The organism is Frigoribacterium sp. AC512 (assembly GCF_979258295.1).
The window spans coordinates 1791274-1814969 of the sequence record NZ_OZ409850.1 but is presented as its reverse complement, the minus strand read 5'-3'; the positions used below and the strand labels follow the sequence as shown (position 1 = coordinate 1814969).

General features: G+C 68.3%; 19 protein-coding genes, 1 tRNA gene and 1 pseudogene. 17 read left to right on the top strand and 4 right to left on the bottom strand.

Annotated elements, in window-relative coordinates; genetic code table 11:
• The first annotated feature begins 8 nt into the window (after positions 1-8).
• The 13 genes and pseudogenes from ACZZ97_RS08190 to ACZZ97_RS08130 all read left to right on the top strand — a co-directional run bounded on the left by ACZZ97_RS08190 (position 9) and on the right by ACZZ97_RS08130 (position 13872).
• A complete protein-coding gene (locus tag ACZZ97_RS08190; protein ID WP_192041474.1) occupies positions 9-932 on the top strand; it encodes a site-specific tyrosine recombinase XerD in 924 nt (307 codons plus the stop codon).
• Between the two features lie 94 nt (positions 933-1026).
• Positions 1027-1926 carry a ParA family protein gene (locus ACZZ97_RS08185; RefSeq protein WP_123545324.1) on the top strand — a complete coding sequence of 300 codons (900 nt, stop codon included), beginning with the start codon at positions 1027-1029 and terminating at the stop codon, positions 1924-1926.
• Entirely contained in the window at positions 1910-2767 is an 858-nt protein-coding gene (locus tag ACZZ97_RS08180; protein WP_463472836.1) for a segregation and condensation protein A, read from the top strand. The genes ACZZ97_RS08185 and ACZZ97_RS08180 overlap by 17 nt, the downstream gene beginning before the upstream one ends.
• A complete protein-coding gene (gene scpB, locus ACZZ97_RS08175; protein ID WP_463472835.1) occupies positions 2757-3383 on the top strand; it encodes an SMC-Scp complex subunit ScpB in 627 nt (208 codons plus the stop codon). The genes ACZZ97_RS08180 and scpB overlap by 11 nt, the downstream gene beginning before the upstream one ends.
• Positions 3373-4155 (top strand): annotated as a pseudogene (locus ACZZ97_RS08170) (pseudouridine synthase); the annotation flags it as partial. The gene scpB and the pseudogene ACZZ97_RS08170, both read left to right, overlap by 11 nt.
• Before the next feature lie 1472 nt (positions 4156-5627).
• Positions 5628-6740: a prephenate dehydrogenase gene (locus ACZZ97_RS08165; RefSeq protein WP_314102985.1), complete on the top strand. Its 1113-nt coding sequence runs from the start codon at positions 5628-5630 to the stop codon at positions 6738-6740.
• Positions 6737-7582 (top strand): (d)CMP kinase, encoded by an 846-nt coding sequence (gene cmk / locus ACZZ97_RS08160; RefSeq protein ID WP_463472834.1) that lies wholly within the window; start codon positions 6737-6739, stop codon positions 7580-7582. Before ACZZ97_RS08165 ends, cmk begins: the two co-directional genes overlap by 4 nt.
• A gap of 8 nt (positions 7583-7590) precedes the next feature.
• Complete coding sequence (gene der / locus ACZZ97_RS08155) at positions 7591-9099, top strand: ribosome biogenesis GTPase Der (RefSeq protein ID WP_314102977.1); 1509 nt, start codon at positions 7591-7593, stop codon at positions 9097-9099.
• 145 nt (positions 9100-9244) lie between these two features.
• Complete coding sequence (locus ACZZ97_RS08150) at positions 9245-9553, top strand: hypothetical protein (RefSeq protein ID WP_463472833.1); 309 nt, start codon at positions 9245-9247, stop codon at positions 9551-9553.
• Complete coding sequence (locus ACZZ97_RS08145; RefSeq protein ID WP_463472832.1) at positions 9550-11364, top strand: hypothetical protein; 1815 nt, start codon at positions 9550-9552, stop codon at positions 11362-11364. Before ACZZ97_RS08150 ends, ACZZ97_RS08145 begins: the two co-directional genes overlap by 4 nt.
• 38 nt (positions 11365-11402) lie before the next feature.
• Positions 11403-11894 (top strand): hypothetical protein, encoded by a 492-nt coding sequence (locus tag ACZZ97_RS08140; RefSeq protein ID WP_463472831.1) that lies wholly within the window; start codon positions 11403-11405, stop codon positions 11892-11894.
• A gap of 83 nt (positions 11895-11977) precedes the next feature.
• The gene (locus tag ACZZ97_RS08135) at positions 11978-12544 is read left to right on the top strand and encodes a hypothetical protein (protein WP_463472830.1); all 567 of its coding nucleotides are present in this window, start codon (positions 11978-11980) and stop codon (positions 12542-12544) included.
• A gap of 125 nt (positions 12545-12669) precedes the next feature.
• Positions 12670-13872, top strand: coding sequence for an MFS transporter (locus ACZZ97_RS08130; protein ID WP_463472829.1), 1203 nt, complete (start codon positions 12670-12672; stop codon positions 13870-13872).
• Positions 13873-14133: 261 nt separating this feature from the next.
• Here the strand turns inward: ACZZ97_RS08130 and ACZZ97_RS08125 are convergent, their stop codons facing one another.
• From ACZZ97_RS08125 to ACZZ97_RS08110, 4 genes are all read right to left on the bottom strand, one after another.
• Positions 14134-14979: an ABC transporter permease gene (locus tag ACZZ97_RS08125; protein ID WP_463473780.1), complete on the bottom strand. Its 846-nt coding sequence runs from the start codon at positions 14977-14979 to the stop codon at positions 14134-14136.
• A gap of 53 nt (positions 14980-15032) precedes the next feature.
• Positions 15033-16163 carry an aliphatic sulfonate ABC transporter substrate-binding protein gene (locus ACZZ97_RS08120; protein WP_463472828.1) on the bottom strand — a complete coding sequence of 377 codons (1131 nt, stop codon included), beginning with the start codon at positions 16161-16163 and terminating at the stop codon, positions 15033-15035.
• A 187-nt stretch (positions 16164-16350) separates the two neighbouring features.
• Complete coding sequence (locus tag ACZZ97_RS08115) at positions 16351-17268, bottom strand: ABC transporter ATP-binding protein (RefSeq protein WP_463472827.1); 918 nt, start codon at positions 17266-17268, stop codon at positions 16351-16353.
• Positions 17269-17335: 67 nt separating this feature from the next.
• Entirely contained in the window at positions 17336-18265 is a 930-nt protein-coding gene (locus ACZZ97_RS08110; RefSeq protein ID WP_463472826.1) for an HNH endonuclease, read from the bottom strand.
• Between the two features lie 150 nt (positions 18266-18415).
• Here ACZZ97_RS08110 and ACZZ97_RS08105 point away from each other — a divergent pair.
• The 4 genes from ACZZ97_RS08105 (at position 18416) to ACZZ97_RS08090 (ending at position 23639) form a co-directional block, all read left to right on the top strand.
• A tRNA-Pro gene (locus ACZZ97_RS08105) sits at positions 18416-18492 on the top strand.
• A 330-nt stretch (positions 18493-18822) separates the two neighbouring features.
• Entirely contained in the window at positions 18823-19485 is a 663-nt protein-coding gene (locus ACZZ97_RS08100) for an N-6 DNA methylase (protein WP_463472825.1), read from the top strand.
• Positions 19478-21076: an Eco57I restriction-modification methylase domain-containing protein gene (locus tag ACZZ97_RS08095; RefSeq protein WP_463472824.1), complete on the top strand. Its 1599-nt coding sequence runs from the start codon at positions 19478-19480 to the stop codon at positions 21074-21076. The genes ACZZ97_RS08100 and ACZZ97_RS08095 overlap by 8 nt, the downstream gene beginning before the upstream one ends.
• Complete coding sequence (locus ACZZ97_RS08090) at positions 21066-23639, top strand: GIY-YIG nuclease family protein (RefSeq protein WP_463472823.1); 2574 nt, start codon at positions 21066-21068, stop codon at positions 23637-23639. The genes ACZZ97_RS08095 and ACZZ97_RS08090 overlap by 11 nt, the downstream gene beginning before the upstream one ends.
• The last annotated feature ends 57 nt before the right edge of the window (positions 23640-23696 follow it).

Here is a 23696-nt window from a genome sequence, read left to right as displayed (position 1 = left end):
AGCGCAGGATGACCTCGATCGAGGAGGCGGTGGCCCGCTACCTGAGGCACGTCACGGTCGAGCGCGGCCTGTCCCCGAACACCACGGCCGCGTACCGACGCGACCTCGTGCTCTGGGCGGCGCACCTCGAGGAGGCGGGACGCGCCTCCGTCGAGGAAGTCGCGCCCGCGGACGTCGCGGCGTTCCCTGCCGCGCTGGCGACCCGTGCGGACGACCCGCTGCGCGCCTCCAGCGTGGCCCGGGTGCTCTCGTCGGTGCGGGGCCTCCACAGGTTCCTGCACGAGGAGGGACTGGTCGCGGTCGACGTCGCCGCCGGCGTCCGTCCGCCGAAGCTGCCGTCGCGCCTCCCGAAAGCCATCTCGGTCGCCCAGGTCGAGGCCCTGCTGGCCGCCACCGACGGCGACGAGCCCGCTCGCGTCCGCGACAAGGCCCTGCTCGAGCTGCTGTACGCGACGGGCGCACGCGTGAGCGAGGCCGTGGCGCTCAACGTCGACGACGTCATCGACGGGGGAGACGTCGTGCGGCTCTTCGGCAAGGGCGGCAAGCAGCGGATCGTGCCCGTGGGCAGCTTCGCGAGGCGCGCACTCGACGCGTGGCTCGTGCGGGGCCGGCCCGAGTTCTCGGCGCGCGGCGACGCGACGCCCGCGCTGTTCCTCGGGGCGAGGGGCGCCCGGCTCTCGCGCCAGAGCGCCTGGCTCGTCATCCAGGCCGCCGCCGAGCGCGCCGAGCTCGACGTCGACGTCTCGCCGCACACGCTGCGGCACTCGTTCGCGACCCACCTGCTCGAGGGCGGCGCCGACGTGCGGGTGGTGCAGGAGCTGCTCGGGCACTCGTCCGTCGCGACGACGCAGATCTACACGCTCGTGACGGCGGACGCCCTGCGGGACATGTACGTCACGGCCCACCCGCGGGCCCTCCGACCTGCCTCCTGACCAGGCACTACCTTCATCCGCCGCATGAGGCTTCCTGCCTGCGGGACGGGCGCGTCAGCCCGGCCGGGCAGGGGGCCGCCGGTACCATCGACGTGTGAGCACCAAGTCGACCTCGAGCACGCCCGCCCTCTTCGAGAGCGCTCCGGCGACCGTCCCCGCGAACGGTCCCACCGGTCGCCCGCGCACCGAGTTCGCCGTCCCCGAGCGGCTCGACGGCCACGGCCCCGCGCGCATCATCACCCTCTGCAACCAGAAGGGCGGCGTCGGCAAGACCACGACCACCATCAACCTCGGCGCCGCGTTCGCCGAGTACGGCCGTCGCGTGCTCGCCATCGACTTCGACCCTCAGGGCGCCCTCACCGCGGGTCTGGGCGTGCAGGCGCACGACCAGCCCACGATCTACGACCTCATGATCGGCTCCGTCAAAGATGCGCACGACGTGATCGTGCCGACCCGCGTGCACGACCTCGACGTCATGCCGGCGAACATCGACCTCTCCGCCGCCGAGGTGCACCTCGTCAACGAGGTGGCCCGCGAGCAGATCCTCGCCCGCATCATCCGCCAGGTGAGCGCCGAGTACGACGTCATCCTGATCGACTGCCAGCCCTCGCTCGGCCTCCTGACCGTCAACGCCCTCACCGCGGCGCACGGCGTGCTCATCCCGCTCGAGTGCGAGTTCTTCGCCCTGCGCGGCGTGGCCCTGCTCGTCGAGACGATCGAGAAGGTCCGCGACCGGCTGAACCCCGCCATCACCCTCGACGGCATCCTGCCGACGATGTTCGACTCGCGCACCCTGCACAGCCGCGAGGTTCTCGAGCGGGTAGTCGACGCGTTCGGCGACGAGGTGCTCGAGACCGTCATCGGCCGCACCGTGAAGTTCCCCGACGCGTCCGTCGCCGGCATCCCCATCACCCAGTTCGCCCCCGAGCACCCGGCGGCGCAGGCCTATCGCCAGCTGGCCCGAGAGCTGATCGCGCGTGGTGCCGCAGCCTGAGGCCCCCGTCGTCGTCGCCGACCCGAGCGGCGCTCCCGATCCCGCAGCCGGTGCGTCCGCGCGGGGGTTCGAGGTCGTGCTCGACAACTTCAGCGGCCCGTTCGACCTGCTGCTGACCCTCATCGGCAAGCGCGAGATGGACGTCACCGAGGTGGCGCTGAGCGCCGTGACCGACGAGTTCATCGCCTACCTGCGCACCGTCGACACCGACGAGGACCTCGACCAGGCCAGCCAGTTCATCGTCGTCGCCGCGACCCTGCTCGATCTCAAGGTCGCCGGCCTGCTGCCCCAGGGCGAGCTCGTCGACGCGGAGGACGTCGCGCTGCTCGAGGCGCGCGACCTGCTCTTCGCCCGGCTGCTGCAGTACCGCGCCTTCAAGCAGGCGGCCGAGTGGTTCGCCGAGCGCGGCGCGGTCGAGTCCCGTCGCCACCCCCGCACCGTGCGGCTGGAGGAGAAGTACCGCGTCACGACGCCCGAGCTGGTGTGGACGCTCTCGCCCGACGACTTCGCGGCGCTCGCCGCCTTCGCCCTCACGCCCCAGGCCGTGCCGACCGTGGGTCTCGACCACCTGCACGCCCCGCTCGTGAGCATCCGGGAGCAGGCCGCCTGGGTCGTCGCGGTGCTGCGCCGCGCCGGGGTCGCCACGTTCCGCGAGCTCGTGGCCGACGTCGACCAGAAAGGCGTCGTCGTCGCTCGGTTCCTCGCGCTCCTCGAGCTCTACCGGCACGGATCGCTGGCGTTCGAGCAGGTCGAGCCGCTCGGTGAGCTCAGCGTGCGCTGGGTGGCCGAGCACTGGACCGACGAGGCGCTGGACTCGCTGGGGGCCGACTATGACGGCTGACGCGACGACCGCCTCCTCGGCTCGCAGCGTCGTCAACGACGGGCCGCGCGACCGCACCCACGACGACCGTGCGACCGCACGGGCCCTCGAGGCCGTGCTGCTGGTCGCCGACGAGCCGCAGTCGCTCCTGTCGCTCGCCGCCGCCGTGGGCCGACCGACGGCGGAAGTGCGCCGTGCGGTGGCCGACCTGGTCGCCGACTTCGACGGCGTCGACGGCACGCCCCGACGCGGCTTCGAGCTGCGCGAGGTCGGCGGCGGCTGGCGTTTCTACGTCCGGGAGGAGCTGGACCCCGTCGTGCGCGATTTCGTGCTGACGGAGAACCCGTCCAGACTGTCGCAGGCGGCTCTCGAGACGCTGGCGGTCATCGCCTACAAGCAACCCATCACCCGGAGCAGCATCGCGCAGATCCGCGCGGTGAACGTCGACTCGGTCGTCCGTACACTGGTGGGTCGCGGCCTGGTCACGGAGTCGTCCACCGACCCCGAGACCGGCGCCCTCACCTACGAAACGACGGATCTCCTGTTGACCCACCTCGGCATCGCCTCGCTCGACGAGCTCCCGCTGATCTCCCCGCTCCTCCCTGACGGATCCGGAGGATTCGACGATGTCATCTGACCCCACCACCACCCCCGACGACGACCTGCCCACGGGCGAGCGCCTGCAGAAGGTCATGGCCGCCGCGGGCGTCGCCTCGCGCCGCGTCTCCGAAGACCTGATCGCTGCCGGTCGCGTCACCGTCAACGGCAAGGTCGTCACCGAGGCCGGTCGCCGCATCGACCCCGAGAGGGACAAGGTGGTCGTCGACGGCGCCGCGGTCCAGCTCGACACGACTCGCCGCTACGTGATGCTGAACAAGCCCGTCGGCGTCGTCAGCACCATGAGCGACGAGGCCGACCGCCCCGACCTGCGGCAGTTCACCTCGGACTTCGAGGAGCGCCTGTTCAACGTCGGCCGCCTCGACGTCGAGACCAGCGGCCTGCTGCTGCTGACGAACGACGGCGAGCTCGCCCACGTGCTCGCGCACCCCTCGTTCGGTGTCACCAAGACCTACATCGCCAAGGTGCGTGGCGTCGTCACGCCCGCCGTCCTGGCGCAGCTGCTCGCCGGCGTCGACCTCGAGGACGGCCCGATCGCCGCCGACCGCGCGACCGTCGTCGCAGGAGGCGCGGGCCTGTCGCGCTCCGCCGACTCGTCCCTGGTCGAGATCACCCTGCACTCGGGGCGCAACCGCATCGTCCGTCGAATGATGGAGGAGGTGGGCCACCCCGTCATCGACCTCGTGCGCCGCTCCTTCGGCCCGCTGCACCTCGGCACCCTCAAGGCGGGCCACGTGCGCTCGCTGAACAAGACCGAGCTCGGCGCCATCCTCACGATCGCGCGCGACGCCTCGCCGTCGCCGAAGGTCGACTCCGTCCCCACGATAGAGAGCGGCGACGCGCCGGTCGATGAGGCCGACGTGGTCGAGGTCGCCCTCGACGCGGACGAGGTCGAGAAGGAGTTCTACGACGAGGACGACGACGAGTACGACCCCGAGACCGACGCCCGCGACGCCCGTCGCCGCGTGCCCGGTGCCGGCCCGCGTGCCGGCGTCGGCAAGGGCGATGCCCCGGTGTCGCGACGCGCGGAGGTGCGGCGCGAGCAGGCAGGACGCCGCGAGCAGGGCAGCGACCGCGGCGGGCGCCCCGTGCGCGACGACCGTGGCGGACGCCCGGCGCGCGACGACCGTGCCGGACGCCCGGCGCGCGACGACCGTGCCGGCCGTCCTGAGCGTGGTGGCTACCAGGGTCGTGACGACCGCGGAGACCGTGGCGACCGTGGTGGCTACGTCGCTCGCGAGGACCGTGGCGGCTACGCGCCCCGCGCCGACCGCCCTGGCTCGGGTGCTCGAGGAGGCGCTGCTCGCGACGACCGTGGCGGTCGCCCCGAGCGCGGTGGCTACCAGGGCCGAGACGACCGTGGTGCGCGCCCGGAGCGTGGTGGGTACCAGGGTCGTGACGACCGGGGTGCTCGTCCCGAGCGCGGCGGCTTCGTGTCCCGCGACGACCGTGGCGGACGCCCGGACCGCGGCGGCTACGTGTCGCGCGACGACCGTGGCGGCGCTCCCCGTGGCGGGGACCGTCCGCTGAGCCCCGGCGAGGAGCGCGCCGCCGGCTACCCGAACCGCGACCTGCCGAAGGACCCGCGCACCGGCCGCCCCTCGGGCGTCCGTGCCGGCGGACCCGGATCCGGGCGCGGCGGCCGCGAGGACCGCAGTGCCCGTGACGGCGACGACCGCGGTGGTTACCAGGGCCGCGACGACCGTGGCGGACGCCCCGAGCGTGGTGGCTACCAGGGTCGCGACGACCGCGGCGGACGCCCGGCCGGTGGCGGCTACCAGGGTCGCGACGACCGCGGTGGGCGCGATGACCGTGGGGGACGCTCCGAGCGCGGCGGCTACCAGGGTCGCGATGACCGTGGTGGTCGTCCTGCTGGTGGTGGGTACCAGGGTCGCGATGACCGTGGTGGACGTCCCGCTGGTGGTGGGTACCAGGGTCGCGATGACCGTGGTGGACGTCCCGCTGGTGGCGGCTACCAGGGTCGCGATGACCGTGGCGGACGCCCGGCCGGTGGCGGCTACCAGGGTCGCGATGACCGCGGTGGTCGTCCTGCTGGTGGCGGCTACCAGGGTCGTGACGACCGTTCCGGTCGCGACGACCGCGGCGGACGCCCCGAGCGCGGCGGCGACCGTCCGTTCCGTGGCCGCCCCGACGACGGGGGACGTGGCCCCCGCGGGGGCGGGCGGTCGTGACCGACCCGACCCGCGCCTCCTCGACGGACCTCAGCGCCGCTGAGCCCAGCACGGGCTCAGCACGCCTCGGCGTGACCGTCGACGACCTCGTCGGCGGCACGCGTCGTCTCGACGGCCAGGTGCGGATCGTGGGCTCCGGCCTGCTCGGCACGAGCATCGGGCTGCGGCTGCGCGAGCACGGCGTCGACGTGATCCTCGACGACGCCTCGCCCGCGGCCCGCAGCCTCGCCGTCGACTACGGCGCAGGTCGCGTCGCCGCCGAGGGCGACGCCCCCGTGCTCGTCGTCGTGGCGGTGCCGCCCGACGTCACGGCCGAGATCGTCCACCGCGAGCTCGACGCGTTCCCGGAGGCGTTGGTCACCGACGTCGCTTCGGTCAAGGTCGCCCCGCTCGACGAGCTCCGTGCCCGTGGGGCCGACGTCTCGCGCTACATCGGCTCGCACCCCATGGCCGGTCGCGAGCGCGGCGGGGCCATCTCGGCCCGCGCCGACCTCTTCGCCGGCCGCCCGTGGGTCATCGCCGGACACGACGACATCAGCTACCGCCGCGCCGCGGCCGTCGAGGACCTCGCCCTCGACCTCGGCGCCACCCCGATCGAGATGACGCCCGAGGAGCACGACGCGGGCGTCGCCCTCGTCAGCCACGTGCCGCAGGTCGTGTCGAGCCTCATGGCGACTCGCCTGCGCGACGCGACCGACGCCTCCCTGGGGCTCGCAGGCGGGGGAGTGCGCGACGTCACGCGCATCGCCGCCAGCGACCCGGCCCTCTGGGTGCAGATCCTCGGCGCCAACGCGTCCCGCGTCGTGGAGGTGCTGCGCGACCTGCGCGACGACCTCGACGGCGTGATCGCGGCGCTCGCCGACCCCTCGGCCCCGGGCGCTCGCCGCACGGTCGCCGAGGCCATCGGCGCCGGCAACACCGGCGTCGCACGCCTGCCCGGCAAGCACGGGCAGTCGACGCGGTTCAGCTCGGTCGTCGTCATCGTCGACGACGCCCCGGGCCAGATCGCCCGCCTGCTCGCCGACATCGGCGACATCGGCGTCAACCTGGAAGACCTGCGGCTGGAGCACTCGCCCGGCGCGCAGGTGGGACTCGCGGAGGTCAGCATCGTGCCCGAACAAGAAGAACGACTCGTCGCCGAGCTCGAGGGGCGCGGCTGGACCGTGTCCGGGGCGTTCGCATGAGCGCCGAGGACACGTCGACCGGCTCAGCCGGCGCAGACGCGACGACCGACTCGGCCGCTTCGTCCGTCGAGCTCGACGTCGAGCGCGCCCCCGGCGAGCACGGCGTGGGCGGCCCCGCCGGCGAGGCGCACACGGCCGAGCTGCGCGAGCGGACCGCGGAGGCGGTGCACCGGCACGTCGTCGTGGCCGTCGACGGGCCGGCCGGCAGCGGCAAGTCCAGCGTGAGCCGCGCCTCCGCCGTGGCCCTCGGCTATGACTACCAGGACACGGGCGCGGCCTACCGCGCCTTCGCCCTGCACGCTCTCGACAGCGGCGTCGACCTCGACGACGCGGACGCCGTGATCGGGGCGCTGCCCTCGTTCGCGTACGCGATCGAGATCGACCCGGCCCGCGCCTCCTCGGTGACCGTGGGAGGCGCGGACGTGACGGACGAGATCCGCACGCCCCGCGTGACCGGCGCCGTCAGCCACGTGGCCAAGCTGCCGGAGGTGCGGCGCTTCATGGTCGACCTGTTCCGTCGCATCATCGCGTCGACCGGCCGGCCCGGCATCGTGACCGAGGGCCGCGACATCACCACGGTCGTCGCGCCGGACGCCCAGGTGCGCATCCTGTTGACGGCGAGCGAAGAGGCTAGGATGGCCAGGCGTTCCGCCGAGGTCACCGGGCAGTCCGCCGAGGAGACCGCTCGGCAGCTGTCGACCCGCGACCGGCTGGACAGCAAGGTCGTCGACTTCATGACCGCCGCCGAGGGCGTGTCGACCGTCGACTCCACCCATCTCGACTTCGACCAGACGGTGCAGGCCGTGGTCGAGCTCGTGCGAGCGAGCACCCCCACACGCTAGGAGCCTCCATGGCAGACGACGACAAGTACCCCGAGCTCGACGACCAGATGGTCGGCCGCATCCAGGCGATGCCCGACGAGGACGCGGAGCAGCGTGCCCGCGCCCTGCGTGCCGGTCTGGCCGACTACGAGCTGGACGACGAAGACGTCGACGTCCTCGAGGGCGGCGAGTGGGATCCTGACGCCCTCACCTACGCGCCGGCCCTGCCGGTGCTCGCCATCGTCGGCCGCCCCAACGTCGGCAAGAGCGCCATGGTCAACCGCATCCTCGGCCGCCGCGAGGCCGTCGTCGAGGACAAGCCGGGCGTCACCCGCGACCGCGTCTCGTACAAGGCCGAGTGGGGCGGGCGCCGGTTCACCCTCGTCGACACCGGCGGGTGGGAGCCCGACGCGATCGGCATCGACAAGTCCGTCGCGATGCAGGCCGAGATCGCCGTCGACCTGGCCGACGCCGTGCTGTTCGTCGTCGACGTCAACGTCGGGGCCACGGCCACCGACGAGCACGTCGTCCGCATGCTGCGCGCCTCGCACAAGCCGGTCATCCTGGTCGCGAACAAGAGCGACGACGCCCGCAAGGACCTGGAGGCGGCCTCGCTCTGGTCGCTGGGCCTCGGCGAGCCGTTCCCCGCGTCGGCCCTGCACGGCCGCAACGTCGCCGACCTGCTCGACATGATCATGACGAAGCTCCCCGCCGTCTCGACGGTCGCGAAGGAGGAGATCGGTGGACCCCGCCGCGTCGCCATCCTCGGCCGCCCGAACGTCGGCAAGAGCTCGCTGCTGAACAAGGCCGCGGGCGAGGAGCGCGTCGTCGTCAACGAGCTCGCGGGCACCACCCGCGACCCGGTCGACGAGCAGGTCGAGATCGCCGGTCGGATCTGGACCTTCGTCGACACGGCGGGCATCCGCAAGCGCGTCCACCTGCAGCAGGGCGCCGACTTCTACGCCTCGCTCCGCACTTCCGCAGCGCTCGAGAAGGCCGAGGTCGCCGTCGTCGTCATCGACGTCACCGAGCCCATCTCGACGCAGGACCTGCGCATCATCGACCTGGTGCTCGAGTCGGGCCGCGCGCTCGTGCTCGCCTTCAACAAGTGGGACCTGCTGGACGACGACCGTCGCCGCTACCTCGAGCGCGAGATCGAGCAAGATCTCGACCACGTCTCGTGGGCGCCGCGCGTCAACATCTCGGCCCGCACCGGTCGTCACCTCGAGAAGCTCGTGCCGGCCCTCGAGCTCGCCCTCGAGTCGTGGGACACTCGCATCCCCACCGGCAAGTTCAACGCCCTGCTGGCCGAGCTCGTCGCGGAGCACCCGCACCCGCTGCGCTCGGGCAAGCAGCCCCGCATCCTGTTCGGCACCCAGGCGGCGAACCGCCCGCCGACCTTCGTGCTCTTCACCACCGGGTTCCTCGACCCGCAGTACCGCCGCTTCATCACGCGCCGCCTGCGCGAGATCTTCGGTTTCGAGGGCACCCCGATCACGGTGAACATGCGCGTCCGCGAGAAGCGCAAGCGTCCGTAGCTCGTCTCTCCCTCTGCCCCCTGTGGGGTGAACGCCCGGTTGTGGATCCGTCCACGGCCGGGCGTTCGGCGTTGCTAGGGTGATGCCCACGTGAGCCGACATTGACATATCGGGCACGGGATCTTCCACTGACGAGAGGCGAGGCATGGCGGCGACGATCGACGTAGACCTGGAGGGGCTGGAGGGGATGGCTGCCGCCGTGCGGACGGCCGGCGAGGGGCTGGCGTTCCCGCACCTCCTCACCGGCGACTGCTCGGCGGCGCTGGGTTCCGGTGGCGTGGCTGGGGTTCTGAGCGAGGTGACCGTGCACCTGGCCCGCCGCGTCGACCTCGCGCTCGAGCTGCTGGGAAGGCTCGCGGCGCTGCCGACGGAGTTCGTCTCGGGCATGCGCGCCGTCGACGAGGGGCTCGCGGCGCAGGCCGGGGGCTGCGCCGCTGCGGGAGCAGCGAGGTGAGCGTCGACGAGCTCGACCCCGGCAAGGGCAACCCTGCCGAGATCTCCCGTCTCTCGAGGCGGAGACGAGAGAAGCACGACGACCTCAGCCTCGCGCGGCACCGTCTCGAGAGGTGCCTGGGCTGGGCTGCGACCGAGTGGCGGGCCGAGGCCGGCCTCGCGTTCGGCGACACGGGCGAGGTGCTCGTCGGCGAGCTGGCGACCCTGATGGACGCCGTCGAGCAGCACGGCGTGCTGCTCGAGGCGTACGGAGCCGAGGTCGGCGAAATCGCCGCGGTGCAGCGGCTGCTCGAGCTGCGCCGGGGCGAGGTCGACGTGGCCTTGCGACGCGGGGCCGAGTCGCTACTCCTGCTCGAGGCGGAGGAGGCGATGGTCCCCTCCGTGGGGCTCGGGCTCGGGCTCGGTCTCGGCCTGCGAGACGCCGAGAGGCAGGCTCTTCGTCGCGAGGAGCAGGCCGGCCACGACGAGCTGGCCCGGATAGGGCGGCAGTGGGCCGAGCTGGTCGAGCGACGCGATGCGGCGGACAGCGCCTGCATCGCGGGGCTCTACGACGGACCGGCGACGAGCGGCTTCTTGAGCGCCTCCGCCGACGTCCGCGAGGCGACGACGCCGGAGCAGGCGCTGCGCCTGCTCGACGGGCTCTCGATCGTCGACCTGGCCCTGCTGTTCGCCGATCTCCCGCTGCTCGCGACCCTGATCGCCGAGGCCTCGCCGGAGGTGGTGCGCGAGTGGTGGGACTCGCTCGCCCGGTTGCGCCCCGTCTCTGGCGACGGGCTGTCGGCCGCGCAGCAGGCGCTCGGGCTCGCCGTCCCGTGGCTGATCGGCAACCTGGACGGGGTGCCGCCTCGGGCACGGATCCGGGCGAACGCGGTGACGGCGGCCGGGCAGATGGTCGAGAACCAGCGGGTGATCGACGACATCGCCCGGCACCCCTTGGACGACTCTCGGGCCCGTGAGCTGATCGCCGAGCTCGAGCGGGAGAACGCGTACCTGCGCGGGGCCGCGGCCGTGCCGCCAACGGTGCAGCTGTACACGTATGACCGCGCGGCGGACAGGATCGTCGAGATGCTCGGGGAGTGGCCCGTCGCCGGTGCCCCGGAGCGGATCTACACGTACGTGCCGGGGACGTCGACACAGATGGCGGACTTCTGGGCGGACGGAACGGGTCTCCGGGCGTTCTCGCGTCGGCTGATGGCCGACGACGAGGTCGACAGCGTCGCGTTCATCTACAAGGACGGGCGGTTCCCCGGGGGCGGTGAAGGGGAGTTCCCGCTCGAGAAGAAGAACATCCTGGCTGCCCTCGCGCAGGCGAACTCCTCGGCGTTCGCCCGTGAGTCAGGTGAGCGCCTCGCGGCGTTCCGGGCCGGACTCGACGCCGGCGGGGCGGCGATCGATTCGCCGCCTCCTCGCTCGGTCGGGATCGGTCACAGCTGGGGCGCGGCCAACATCCTGGCGTCGGAGCTCGCGGGCGCGAAGTTCGACCACGTCGTCTCGCTCGCCGGGGCGGGCGCCGTGCAGGAGTGGGCCGGCTCGCCGGACACCGAGTACGACTCGTTCCGCTACGACGACGCACTCGGTGTGGTGCAGGCGACGGGCGTCGTCTACCGGCACCACAACCCCCAGTACCTCGCCGAGTTCGAGCGGCACGTGTACGAGAGCGACGCCGACCGCGCCACGAAGTGGAACTCGCCCCTCTTCCTCCGAGTCGCGACGTTGCTCGTCAACCACGGGCTGATCGCGAGTGACTCGCGGCAGAACCAACAGGTCATCCGCGACGTCCTCAAAGAGCTGCGCTCGGTGGACCCGCAGTGAGGGCGGCCTGGACTGCTGGAGGGGCGGCGATACTCGCCGTGGTCCTGACCGCGAGCCTGGGAGGATGCTCGTGGAGACAGGCGTCCAACGGCGCGGGGGCGAGAACGCAGATCGCGCAGCTGACCCTCGCCGAGATCAGGGTCGTCGTCAAGGAGATCGAGCGGGAGGTGGCCGCTTTCGTTCCGCCGGACCTCGTCACGGGCGAAGTCGAGTCGACCAGTGGTTCGCTCACCGGCTGCTCCCCAGGAGCGGCGAGCTGGGGGAGCCACACGGCGTTGCCGGTGAGCAGGCCTCCGGCATTCCGAGAGCTCGCGGACGACCTGCGGGAGCACTGGGCGCGCGCGGGTGACTTCGATGTCGAGCTGACGGAGGGCTCCACCGGTGAGCCGCGGCTCATCCTGAGGAGCCCCGTCCTCGGCAACTACTACGTCGAGATGATCGAGGAGTTCCTCCAGGTCGCCTCGTTCTCGACGTGCTTCGCCTACGACGCGGAACGCGACGGCTACGACTGGGAGATCGGAGCAGAGTGACGGGAACACACTGATGCATGGGGCACGATGGGGTGGTGCGAACGGTGCGAACGGTGCGAACGGTGCGGACGGTGCGAGGCGGGGTGGTCGGGCCCCGCGACGGTGTGGACGCGACCAGCGCCCTCAGCGACTCCGCCGACCGGGTGTGGAGGCACCTCCGGCTGGACAACATCGCTGGCGGTCGTCAGGCCGAGCACGTCATCCACGAGGACATGCGCGAGCACCCGCGCACAGTGCGGGCGTTCATGGGCATCCGGTGGCTGCTGCTCGGCGAGACCGTCGTCGGGCTCACGGCGATCTTCATCGCCGCCGTGCTGTGGAGCCGGGGCGAGCACGTGCCGTGGGCCGTGTGGTTCCGCTCGACGGTCGTGCTCTTCATCACGGCGTCGCTGTACGTCTTCGCCTGGCGAGCCCAGCTCGGCTACTGGTGGGCGTACTCGCGGCTGCGGCTCTTCAGCCAGATCTTCCCGATCGTGACGTTGATCGTCGCGACGATCCCCGGGCTCTACCCCGGCTGGATGGTCGTCGAGCAGATCGTGTTCTCGTTGCTGATGATCGGCATCGGCGACCTCCTGACGACGGACCACATGCGGGCGGCGTTCCCGCGACCGGCAGCGTCGACGGCGTCTGGCGCCGATCGCCTCTCCTGACCGGGCGAGTTCGTCGGCGGCGGGCGGTCGTGACGGCCCGTGTGCGACGAACTCGCCCGCCGGTGCGCCGGCAGCTGGCCCACGCGGGGCACGAGCCGGCGTGGAGGCGCGCTAGCGTCGCGCTCATGCCCCACGCTCCGCGCCTCGCGTTCTGGACCTGTGCCTCCGTCCTCGCCCTCGCCTTGTGGACGAGCGGCGCCGCGACGCCGGTCTACCCGCTCTACGCGACCGACTGGCAGCTGACGCCGTTCGTGACGACCGCGATCTTCGCCGTGTACCCGCTCGTGCTCGTCGTCGTGCTGCTCGTCTTCGGCAGCCTGAGCGACACCATCGGCCGCCGGGCGAGCATCCTGCTCGGCGTCAGCGCCTCCATCGTCGGGGTGCTGCTCTTCGCGCTGGCGCCGAACGTCGGCTGGGTCCTGGTCGGGCGGGCGTTCATGGGCCTCGGCGTCGGACTGTCGCTCAGCCCCGCCACCGCCGCCATGATCGACATCGCCGGGCCGGTCAACTCCGCCCGCACCGGAGCGATCAGCACCGCCTCCACCGCAGTCGGCCTCGTCTTCGCGACCCTGCTCGGCGGCGCGCTCGTCCAGTACGCGCCGGAGCCGCTGCACCTCACCTACTGGGTGCTGCTCGTCGTCGAGCTCGGAGTGCTCGCGCTCGTGTGGCGCCTGCCCCGCGACCGGGACGCGACGGCCGGGCGCTGGCGGCCACGGGGGCTGAGCGTGCCGCGGGGGCTCCTCGGGGTGGTGGGCGCCGCGGCCGTCTGCGTCAGCGCCTCCTACGCTCTGGGTGCGGTGGTGCTGTCGCTGGGGGCGGAGATCGGGACGACGCTGATCGGCAGCTCGAACGCGTTCGTGACCGGCGCCATCATCGCGTTGTCGATGGTCGTCATCGCGGTCGTGGCGCTCGCGTCGCGGCGGGTGCCGGTCGTGATCGCGGTCGTCGTGGCGGCGGTCGCGACCGCGGCGAGCTTCACCGCGCTGGTGCTGGCTGCGGCACAGCAGTCGCTCGCGCTGTTCCTGGTGTTCTGCGTGCTGTCCGGGGTCGGCTACAGCCTGTTCTTCGCGTCGGGGCTCGGGATCGTGTCGCGGTTCGCTCCCGAGCACCACCGCGCCGGGACGCTGTCGACCGTGTACCTCGTCGCCTACCTGGTGCAGGGGGCGACGGCGCTCTGGTTGGGCGCGCAGGCGACCCGCGGAGGGCTCGAGAGCGCGGTGGACGTCGGGGCTCCCGCGATCGTGGGGCTGGCGCTCGCCGCGATGGTGGCGGTGGTGGTCGTGATGGGCGGACGACGCCGGCGCGAGCGCGAGCGCCTGGCCGCGTAGGAGGCGCGGGCGTCGGGCCGAGCGCGTTCGCAGCGTCTCGCACCCCCGATTGGACGATGCACCCCGTCGTGTCGGGGTGCCTCGTCCACACCAGGGTGCAGGAGGCGCGGGCCGGGCCGCGATTCGCGGGCGCGTCCCGTCATGCCGCGTTCCGGACAAAGTGCCGCGTTGTGCGGCGCCATCTTGTCCGGAACGGTGCGTTGCAGCGCGAGGGGGTGCGGGCCGGGCAGCGCAGGAGGCGTAGGCCGGGCGCGGGGCGGGCTAGCGCCAGCGGCGGAGGAGCACGCGCTGGGCGGCGTTGAGGACGAAGTCCGTCAGCGTCCCGAGCAGCGCGAGCAGGATGATCGCGAGGAACATGCGGTCGACGCGTCCGTTGTACTGCGAGTCGGTGAGCAGGAAGCCGAGTCCCATCGACGACGCGATCAGCTCGGCCGCGACCAGGAACAGCCACGCCTGGGCGAGTGCGAGACGCAGGCCCGAGACGAGCGACGGGATCACCGCCGGCAGCTGCACCGTCGTGAAGAGCGAGACGGGGCCGAGTCCGTACGCGCGGCCCGCCTCGACGAGCTGAGGGTCGACGTGGCGGAGGCTGCCCGCCACGGTCGTGAAGACGGGGAAGGCGGCGCCGATCGCGATGAGGGTGATCTTCGAGTCCTCGCCGATGCCGAGGTAGAGGATCAGCAGCGGCACCCACGCCAGCGACGGCACGGCCCGCACCGCGGCGATCGACGGGGCGAGCAGCGCCTCGCCGACCCGTGAGAGGCCGACGACGGCTCCGAGCACGATGCCGATGCCGGCCCCGACCGCGAAGCCGATCAGCACGCGCTGCACCGAGATCGCGACGTACTGGCCGAGCAGCCCCGCCTGCGCCAGCTGCACGCCGGCCAGCCAGACGTCCGACGGCGAGGGGAGGTTGTAGCTCGGCACGTCGACGACCTCGGTCGCGAGCACCCACGCGAGCAGGACGGCCGCGGGCAGGATCGCCCCGAGCAGTGCCAGGCCGCGACGCGGACCGCGGGAGGTGGGGGTCGAGCCGACCCGCGCCTCCTGCGGGCTGCTGCTCGCGCCAGCACCGCGGCGCTCGGCCGCCTCGCGGGTGCGCTCCACGACCTGGCGGGCGTCCGCCTCCTTCTCGTTGCCGCTCAGCGGGTACGTGTCGGTCACGAGGCGTCGGCGTCCTTGGCGAAGGTGTCGTCGAAGAGGGTGTCGAGGGCGTCGTCGACGGCGTCCTGCGAGGCGACGTCGCCGGACTCGACGAGGATCGGCCCGACGGTCTTCAGCACGTCGGCCTGCGCGGCTCCGGGGACGGGGTCGACGTCGAAGTGGGTGCGGTCGAGCACGGTGCTGGCGACGGCCGGGTCGATGCCCGCGACCCCGGAGAGGATGGTCGCGGTCTCGTCGGGGTTCTCCTCGGCCCAGGCGCGGGCCTTCTCGTACGAGTCGACGACGACCTGGGCGACGTCGGGCGACTCGGTCAGGAACGACTCCGTCGCGTTGAGGAACCCGTAGGTGTTGAAGTCGACGTTGCGGTAGAGCAGCTTGGTGCCCGACTCGGCCTCGCTGGCGGCCATGATCGGGTCGAGGCCGGACCAGGCGTCGACGCTGCCGTTCTCGAGGGCGGCGCGGCCGTCGGCGTGCTGCAGGTTCTCGATGGTGACGTCGCTCGCGCTGAGGCCGGCCTCGTCGAGCGCCTGCAGCAGGAAGAAGTAGGGGTCGGTGCCCTTGGTCGCCGCGATCGTCTTGCCCTTGAGGTCCTCGACGTCGGCGATGTCGCTGTCGCCGGGGACGACGAGCGCCGACCACTCGGGCTGCGAGTAGATGTCGATCGTGTGGATGGGGGAGCCGTTCGAGCGGGCGAGCAGTGCGGCCGAGCCGGCGGTCGAGCCGACGTCGACGGCTCCGGCACGCAGCAGCTCGTTGGCCTTGTTCGAGCCGGCGGACTGGGTCCAGGTGACGGCCACGTCGTCGCCGAGGGCGTCCTCGATGAAGCCCTGGTCCTTGACGATCAGGCTGAGCGGGTTATAGGTCGCGAAGTCGATGTTGAGCGTGTCGGTGCTCCACTCGCCGCTGGACGCGCTCGCGTCGCCGCCCGCGGCCTCGGCGGGCTCGCCCTGGGCGTCCTCGCCGGCGACGCAGCCGGTGAGCGCGAGGGCTGCTGCTGCTCCCAGTGCCAAGGCGGCGAAGGAGGCGCGGCTGCGGCGGGCGGGGGAGGTGCGGGTGCTGGTGGTGCCGCTGCCGGTCGTCGTGCCGGTGGTGCCGGTGGTGCCGGTCGTGTCGGTGTCGTGCGTCATGGTGTCGTCTCCGGTGCTGTGTCGGGGATGGCGTGGTGCTCGAGGTGTGCGGTGCGGGGGAGGTGCGTCTGCTGTGGCTGTTCCGTCACGAGACGGATCAGGCCCCGGTGTGGCTGCTGTGGCTGATCCGTCAGGAGACGGATGAAGTCGTGGCGTGGTGGCTGTGGCTGTTCCGTCACGGGACGGATCAGGCCCTGGCGCGGCCGGTGAGGCCGGCGTGGCCGGTGGCGCTGGTATGACCCGCGGGGACGCGGTGGACGCCGAGGCCCTCGAGCAGCTCCTGGCGGAGGACGGCGAGCTCGGGGGCGTCGCGGTCTCGACGGCGGGCTCCGGGGACCGTGACGATGCGCTGGATGCTGGTGGCGCCTCCTGCGGTGTCGGCGTGCGTCGAGTCGGCGCTCGCCGGGTCGAGCTGGTCAGCCGGCTGCTGGCTCAGGTCGGCGAGCAGCACGATGCGGTCGGCGAGGTAGAGGGCCTCGTCGACGTCGTGGGTGACGAGGACGACCGTGGTGGGGAGGGCGTCGTGGACGTCGAGGAGCAGGTCCTGCATGCGGAGGCGGGTGAGGGCGTCGAGGGCGCCGAACGGCTCGTCGAGGAGGAGGACCGCGGGCTGGCGGGCGAGGGCCCGGGCGAGGCTGGCGCGCTGGGCCATGCCGCCGCTGACCTCGCGGGGGCGGCGGGCTCCGGCGGGCCCGAGGTGGACGAGGTCGAGCAGCTCGGTGAGGCGGGCATCGCGCTCGGGCTTCGTGAGCTTGGGGAAGGGGGTGGTCTGCTTGCTCGGCTTCGGGAGGCCGAGCTCGACGTTGTCGCGGAGGGTGCGCCAGGGGAGGAGGCGCGGCTCCTGGAAGGCGACGGCGCAGCGCTGGTCGGCGTGGCGGGCGGGCTCGTCGCCGATCTGGACGGTGCCGGTGTCGGGCTGGTCGAGTCCGCCGAGCTGTCGGAGCAGCGTCGACTTGCCGCACCCGCTCGGCCCGAGCACGGCGACGATCTCGCCGGCGGCCACGTCGAGGTCCACCCCGTGCAGCACCGGCCGGTCGAACCGCCGGCCCACACCGCGCAGGGTCAACGGCAGAGCGCGGGAGGCGGTCGTCGAGGAGGCGGGCATGTCCCGACGGTATGGCGGGGTGGCAGGTGCTGTCGCGGGGGTTGTAACCCGGCGCAACAGTGGTGGGTCAGGCCCAGGCTGCTCGGGCGGCCTTCGCGGCGGGTGACGCGTTGTACTGGCGGAGTGCTCGCTTGGACGGCGCAGCCCGGAGGTGGGTCAGGTCGTCGCGGATCACTTGGAGCGACTCCTTGGACACGCCGGGAGCGTAGGTGATGCCCGAGCCGTCGGTCTCGATGACGAGCAAGAAGGCGTCGAAGGCCGTGTGGTGGTTGAGGCAGAGGGGCAGCCCGTTCTGGGCGTGGTCCGCACCGCCGATGCTCTTGGGGATGAGGTGTGCGCCCTGGATGAGCCGTGGCACGTCGATGTCGCACAGGGCGCACTGGCTGCCGTAGCGGATGAGCACGTCGGTCTTGAAGCGACGCTGCTGGTTGCGTTGCTGGACGAGGCGGAGAGTCTGCTCGGGGAGACCGCCGAAGAGCTCGATGTCGTCCTCGGTCTCGGGTAGCTGCTCGGCGGCGGCGAGAGGCAGGACGGCGTCGACGAGGGTGATGAAGAAGGTCTCCGCCTCGTCGTCGTAGGTGTCCACGTAGCCGAGGCGCACGTCCTTCAAGGTCGCCTTGTAGGCGTTGTTGACCAGGACGAAGAGGGGAAGGCCGAGGGACTGTGCGCGCTTGACGGACTCGATCTCGTTCTTGTCGAACGCGGGGGGCCTGTTCGTGGAGGGGTAGTGGTACTCGAGGCGGTCATCCACGATCGAGTCGGCGTAGGTCTTGCCTGTGTTCAAGAGCGTGAGGGCTACGCGGCCAGGCGCTTCTCGGGCCCAGTCAGCCTGGCCATCGAAGAAGATGCCTGCCTGGCCGCGGTAGAGGCCGAGAGCGCGGACGGCGTCCGGCGCCAGGCCGCGCGCGTCACCTTCGGCAGACAGGCGGGACCACAGGTCGAGACGCCGCGCGTGCTCGCCCGTCGTCCAGTCGATGATCCCCACGAAGAAGATCATGACTCACGTATGCCAGATCTCCACTAATATTCGTGCCCCCAGCTCAGGGGCGCCTCGGGGTGCGCGAAGAGGGCCTCAGGATCGGCTATGCTGTTCGAGTTGCCTCGGTCGGGGCAACACCAAGAGGTTCACTCTTAGGAGCGAATTTCTCGGGCTGTGGCGCAGCTTGGTAGCGCACTTGACTGGGGGTCAAGGGGTCGCAGGTTCAAATCCTGTCAGCCCGACCATTTGGTAATCCGCCTGTAGAGGCTTCGCTCACATCACATACCGCTCCTGAATTTAGGCTCGCGTGACGTGGATACGCACATTTGCCTCATGTGCATCCTTTCTCAGATCGGTGCGCCTGGAGAACGTATGATTTTACGACGGTGGGAGAAACGAACCACGTCTGTGTGCACCGGCGAGACAGCTAGATTGAGCGGTCCAGAGTCGCGCCATTCGTCAAGCAGGTACTTGCACCCACGCAGTTAATTATCTGAGGGCTCCTTAGGGCTCGTTCATAGTCGGCGGCGCCGCATAGCTCAGTGCCTCGGGCTCCACGGATAGGATCGACTCTCATGCAGGAGGTCAAGTTGCAGGAAGAACTGCGCCCACTCGTTAAATCGCGTCAACGAGTCGCGGATCACGGTGAAGTCTTTACGCCGAATTGGCTTGTCGAAGACATGCTGAACATGGTCGAACACGAGACCGGCCGCATCGATTCGAGGTTTCTTGAGCCAGCTTGCGGCTCAGGAAACTTTCTAGTTCCGATCCTCGAACGCAAGCTGCACGCGGTTGACAAGAAGTACGGCAGGAGCCCATTCGAACGTCGGCATCACGCGCTGCTTGGTCTGATGTGTATCTACGGGATCGAACTGCTGCCAGACAATGCAGCCGAGTGTCGCGACAACTTGGTCAGTACTTTCACCCAAGCGCTCAAGCTACTCGTTGATGATGAATTGATTGCCGCGGCTCGGGTTGTGGTCGCCGCAAATATCGTCCAGGGCGACGCGCTTGCGTTGACTGACGGCGATGGTGCCGCCATCGTGTTCCCAGAATGGGCCTATCTAGGTCGGGGCAAATACCAACGTCGCGACTTTAGGTTTGATTCACTGACACAGCGATCCGCCGCAGCGGGAACCCTCTTCGAGAGATTCGAGGAGCACGAAATTTTCACGCCGGTGCGCAACTGGCCAGCTATGACGCTTGCCCAGATTGCCCAAGGACTGCAACGTGGCTAAACATGTTCTTGAGGACAAGGCTAGCTTCACGCTCCGCGTGCATAACCCCGATGTTTTGACGTGCATAGCGAACCTATCTAATGATGAGGTTTTCACACCTCCCGACCTGGCGAACCAGATGCTGGACGGTGTCGCAGAGGCGTGGGCTAGATCCCACGATGGCCAATCGCTATGGCAAAATCCCGACGTGACGTTTCTTGATCCGTTTACAAAATCTGGTGTCTTCCTTCGTGAGATTGTGTCACGTCTGACGGAGGGTCTTGCCAACCATATCTCGGACCTACACGATCGCGTTGATCACATTGTAACCAAACAGGTCTACGGTATCGGTATTACCGGGCTTACGGCCCTCCTAGCGAGGCGCAGCGTTTACTGCTCAAAGAATGCCACAGGGAAGGACTCCGTTGCAAGAAGTTTCGACCGTGACTGGGGCAACATCTGGTTCGAGCGCACAGAGCACGCGTGGGCTGGTGAGAACTGCGTTTACTGCGGTGCGTCGAAGGCTGAATATGGGCGCAGCGACGAGCTTGAAACTCACGCCTACGCCTTTATCCACAAGACCGACCCGCGCGCAGTCGTCGCGGAGATGTTTGGAGCTGACATGCAGTTCGATGTGATCATCGGAAATCCGCCTTATCAACTTGCGGACGGCGGCGGCACCGGCTCAAGTGCGCGCCCGATCTATCAGCTCTTCATCAAACAAGCGCAACTGCTTGAGCCGCGCCTGCTCTCAATGGTGGTGAAAGCGAATTGGTACACCGGCGGGAAAGGCCTGGATGGCTTCCGCGCCTCAATGCTCGGCGATCGCCGAGTGCGCCGGCTGACGGATTTCCCAGACTCACGTCAGGCATTCGACGGTGTCGATATTGCCGGGGGTGTCTGTTTCTTCCTTTGGGACCGCGATAACCCTGGGGACTGTGTTGTGGAGACACGGATCGGTGGTGACACTTTCACTGCTACGCGGCGACTCGACGAACATTCTGTCTTCGTTCGGGACAACCGGGCCCTCAAGATCATGGAGAAAGTGCGAGCTCAAGAGGCAGAGTCATTTTCACGCCGTGTGTCTCCTAGAAACCCGTTTACGATAGAGGCCCCGCATGAGCGAGACAAGGAGGGTGAACTTTATTTGTATGCGAGCGGGAGCGACGGGCGCGTAGATCGTTCATTCGTAACACGAGGCCACTCCCTGATAGACGCTTGGAAGGTATTGGTCTCCAAAACCTCGAGTGAGCATGCGGGACAAACGGATAAGCAGGGCCGACGGCGAGTGCTCTCACGGATCGAGGTCATGCCTCCCGGCACGGTTGCTACAGGCTCTTATCTGGTCGTGGGGCCGTTTGCGTCAAACGAGGAAGCCGCAAATGCCGCGAATTACTTGCGAACACGATTTGCGCGTTTCCTCATCTCCACCGTTTTGCTTACGCAGAATATGACTCGTTCATCGTATGACTTCGTCCCCGATCGTGACTTCAGGAGGGCGTGGACCGATGAAGACCTCTTTAATCATTATGAACTGACCGCGAGTGATATTGAACTAATCGAGTCGCAGATCAAACCCATCATGTTCGCCCCGGGGGAGAATGATGCCTAGAGGTGATGTTGAACTGTTTCCCACGAAACTGGAACCGAGACCTCAGCTCTACGCATGGTCATCCAATGAGGTGGCGGACCGTTGGCGCGGTTGCCTCAAGGTCGGTCAGACCACGCGTGACGTAAATGCCCGTATTCGTGAGTCTCAGGGCCAGGCGCGTGTTGAGTACACCCTCGAGGTAGTCGAGCATGCGGAGCGGGCGGACGGGTCACTTATAAGTGACCTTGAGGTGCGTAGGCGTTTGATGGCTAAGAACTTCGAGAACGTTGTTTTCGAGTCGAGTACTGAGTGGATGCGCTGCTCGGCTGACGACGTGAAGACGGCGATCGCCGAGCTACGAGCGGGTCAAAAGTATGAGGGCACGCACCACGCCACCTTCGCGATGCGCGCGGAACAAGCGCTCGCTGTTGAACGAACGCTCGAGTATTTCGATAGCCGTTGGGAGGAAGACGAAGACGCAGTACCTGAATTCCTCTGGAACGCCAAAATGCGCTTCGGTAAGACATTCACCACGTATCAGCTCGCCAAACGCATGCAGGCAAAGCGCGTTCTGATTATTACGTTCAAGCCCGCTGTCGAAGATGCGTGGGACACGGACCTATCAACGCACGTGGATTTCGATGGATGGCAATACTTATCCCGGAAGACGGGCGGCGATCCTGAACTTGTCGATCTGGACAGGCCCCTCGTGTATTTCGGATCCTTCCAAGATTTGCTGGGACGCGATTCTGTCGGGAATTTCAAGGGCAAGCACGCTTGGCTGACCAAGTCTGCATGGGATCTTGTCGTATTTGATGAGTACCATTTCGGTGCCTGGAAAGATGCTGCCCAGGAGCTCTTCGTAGGTGAGGATGATAGATCTCGAAAGATGGCGACCGAAAACGAGTTCAGCAAGGATTTGGAGACTTTTGCCGAAAACCTTGAGGAAACTGGTTTAGACGAAGACGCCTTTGTGCCGATCAAGGCACGCTCATACCTATACCTTTCCGGAACCCCATTTAAGGTCCTCAAGGAAGGGCGTTTCATTGAGGAACAGGTCTTTAACTGGACGTACTCTGATGAGCAGCGAGCTAAAGCGGCATTTGAAGCGGACAGCCTCAACCAGCAAAACCCCTACGCGGCGTTGCCGGAGATGCGGCTGCTGACGTACCAGGTGCCTGAGGAGTTGCTTGCCATTGCAAGCGAGGGAGAGTTCGACGAATTCGACCTCAACACCTTCTTCGAGGCAAGAGTAGTTGGTGAAGATGCGGAGTTCGTGCACAAGGATGAAGTACAGAAGTGGCTTAATTTAATCCGCGGCACTTACGCACCCACTCAAGTCGACCACCTCAAAACGGGAACCCGTCCACCTTTTCCTTACTCTGACACGCGGCTCCTGCCTTACCTCCAGCACTCACTCTGGATGCTTCCTCGGACCGTTTCGTGTAGTGCTATGGCGAATTTGCTAGGAGAACCGCAGAACGTATTCTGGCACGACTACAATGTTGTTAACGTCTCTGCGCCCGGCGTAGGAGTCGGCCTCGACGCATTACCGCCAGTTCGCGACGCAATTGGAAGCGGCTTCGATACAAAAACGATCACTCTCACCGTCGGCAAGCTGACAACGGGAGTGACAGTGCCGCAGTGGTCTTCCATATTGATGCTGCGAAACTTGCAGTCACCCGAAACTTACTTTCAAGCGGCATTCCGGGTTCAGTCACCATGGACGATCCGAAATCCAGACGGCGATGACCCGTCGCGCATCGACATCGTCAAGCCGGCATGCTTCGTTTTTGACTTTGCGCCTACGCGCGCCCTGCGACAGATTAGCGAGTATGGGACCGGACTCGCACCTGAGGAGCGCAATCCAGAAGCAGCTGTTGGTGAGCTTGTCAAATTTCTCCCCGTCCTGGCCTACGACGGTTCGCATATGACACAAATTGATGCAGCTGGAATTCTTGATATCGCGATGGCGGGCACCTCTGCAACACTTCTGGCGCGTAAGTGGGAATCGGCGATTCTTGTAAATGTAGATAATCTCACGCTCCGCAAGATCTTGTCGTCTGAAGCAGCACTGAATGCTGTCATGAACATCGAGGGTTTTCGAGCCCTGGGTGCGAGTGCTTTTGAAACGGTTATCAATAAAAGCGAAGCGGTCAAGAAGACCAAGAAGGAGAAGGGTGATAACTTGACTCCGGCCGACAAAAAAGAGCTATCGTCCGAGGAGAAAGAGTACAAGTCCAAGCGTAGACAGATACAGGAAAAGCTGGTGAAGTTCGCTACTCGGATTCCGGCATTTATGTACTTGACCGATTATCGCGAGAACACGCTCTACGACGTAATCACCAAAATCGAACCTGGGCTATTTAAGGAGGTAACAGGACTCACCGTTGAAGAATTTAATTTGCTGGTATCAATGGGTGTTTTTAATGCGGGCCACATGAACCAAGCAGTGTTTGCCTTCAGGCGGTATGAGGATGCGTCCTTATCGTACACAGGCATTGCAGTCAATGGCGGTCGTCGTCAGGTCGGCCTTTTTGACACGGTCGTTGCCGTCGAGCCCAAGGCCACCGTCGCGTCGTAAATGTCCGAAGCAGATTTGGCGGAGATGCGTGATTACCAGCTGTAACTTGAGCACAAT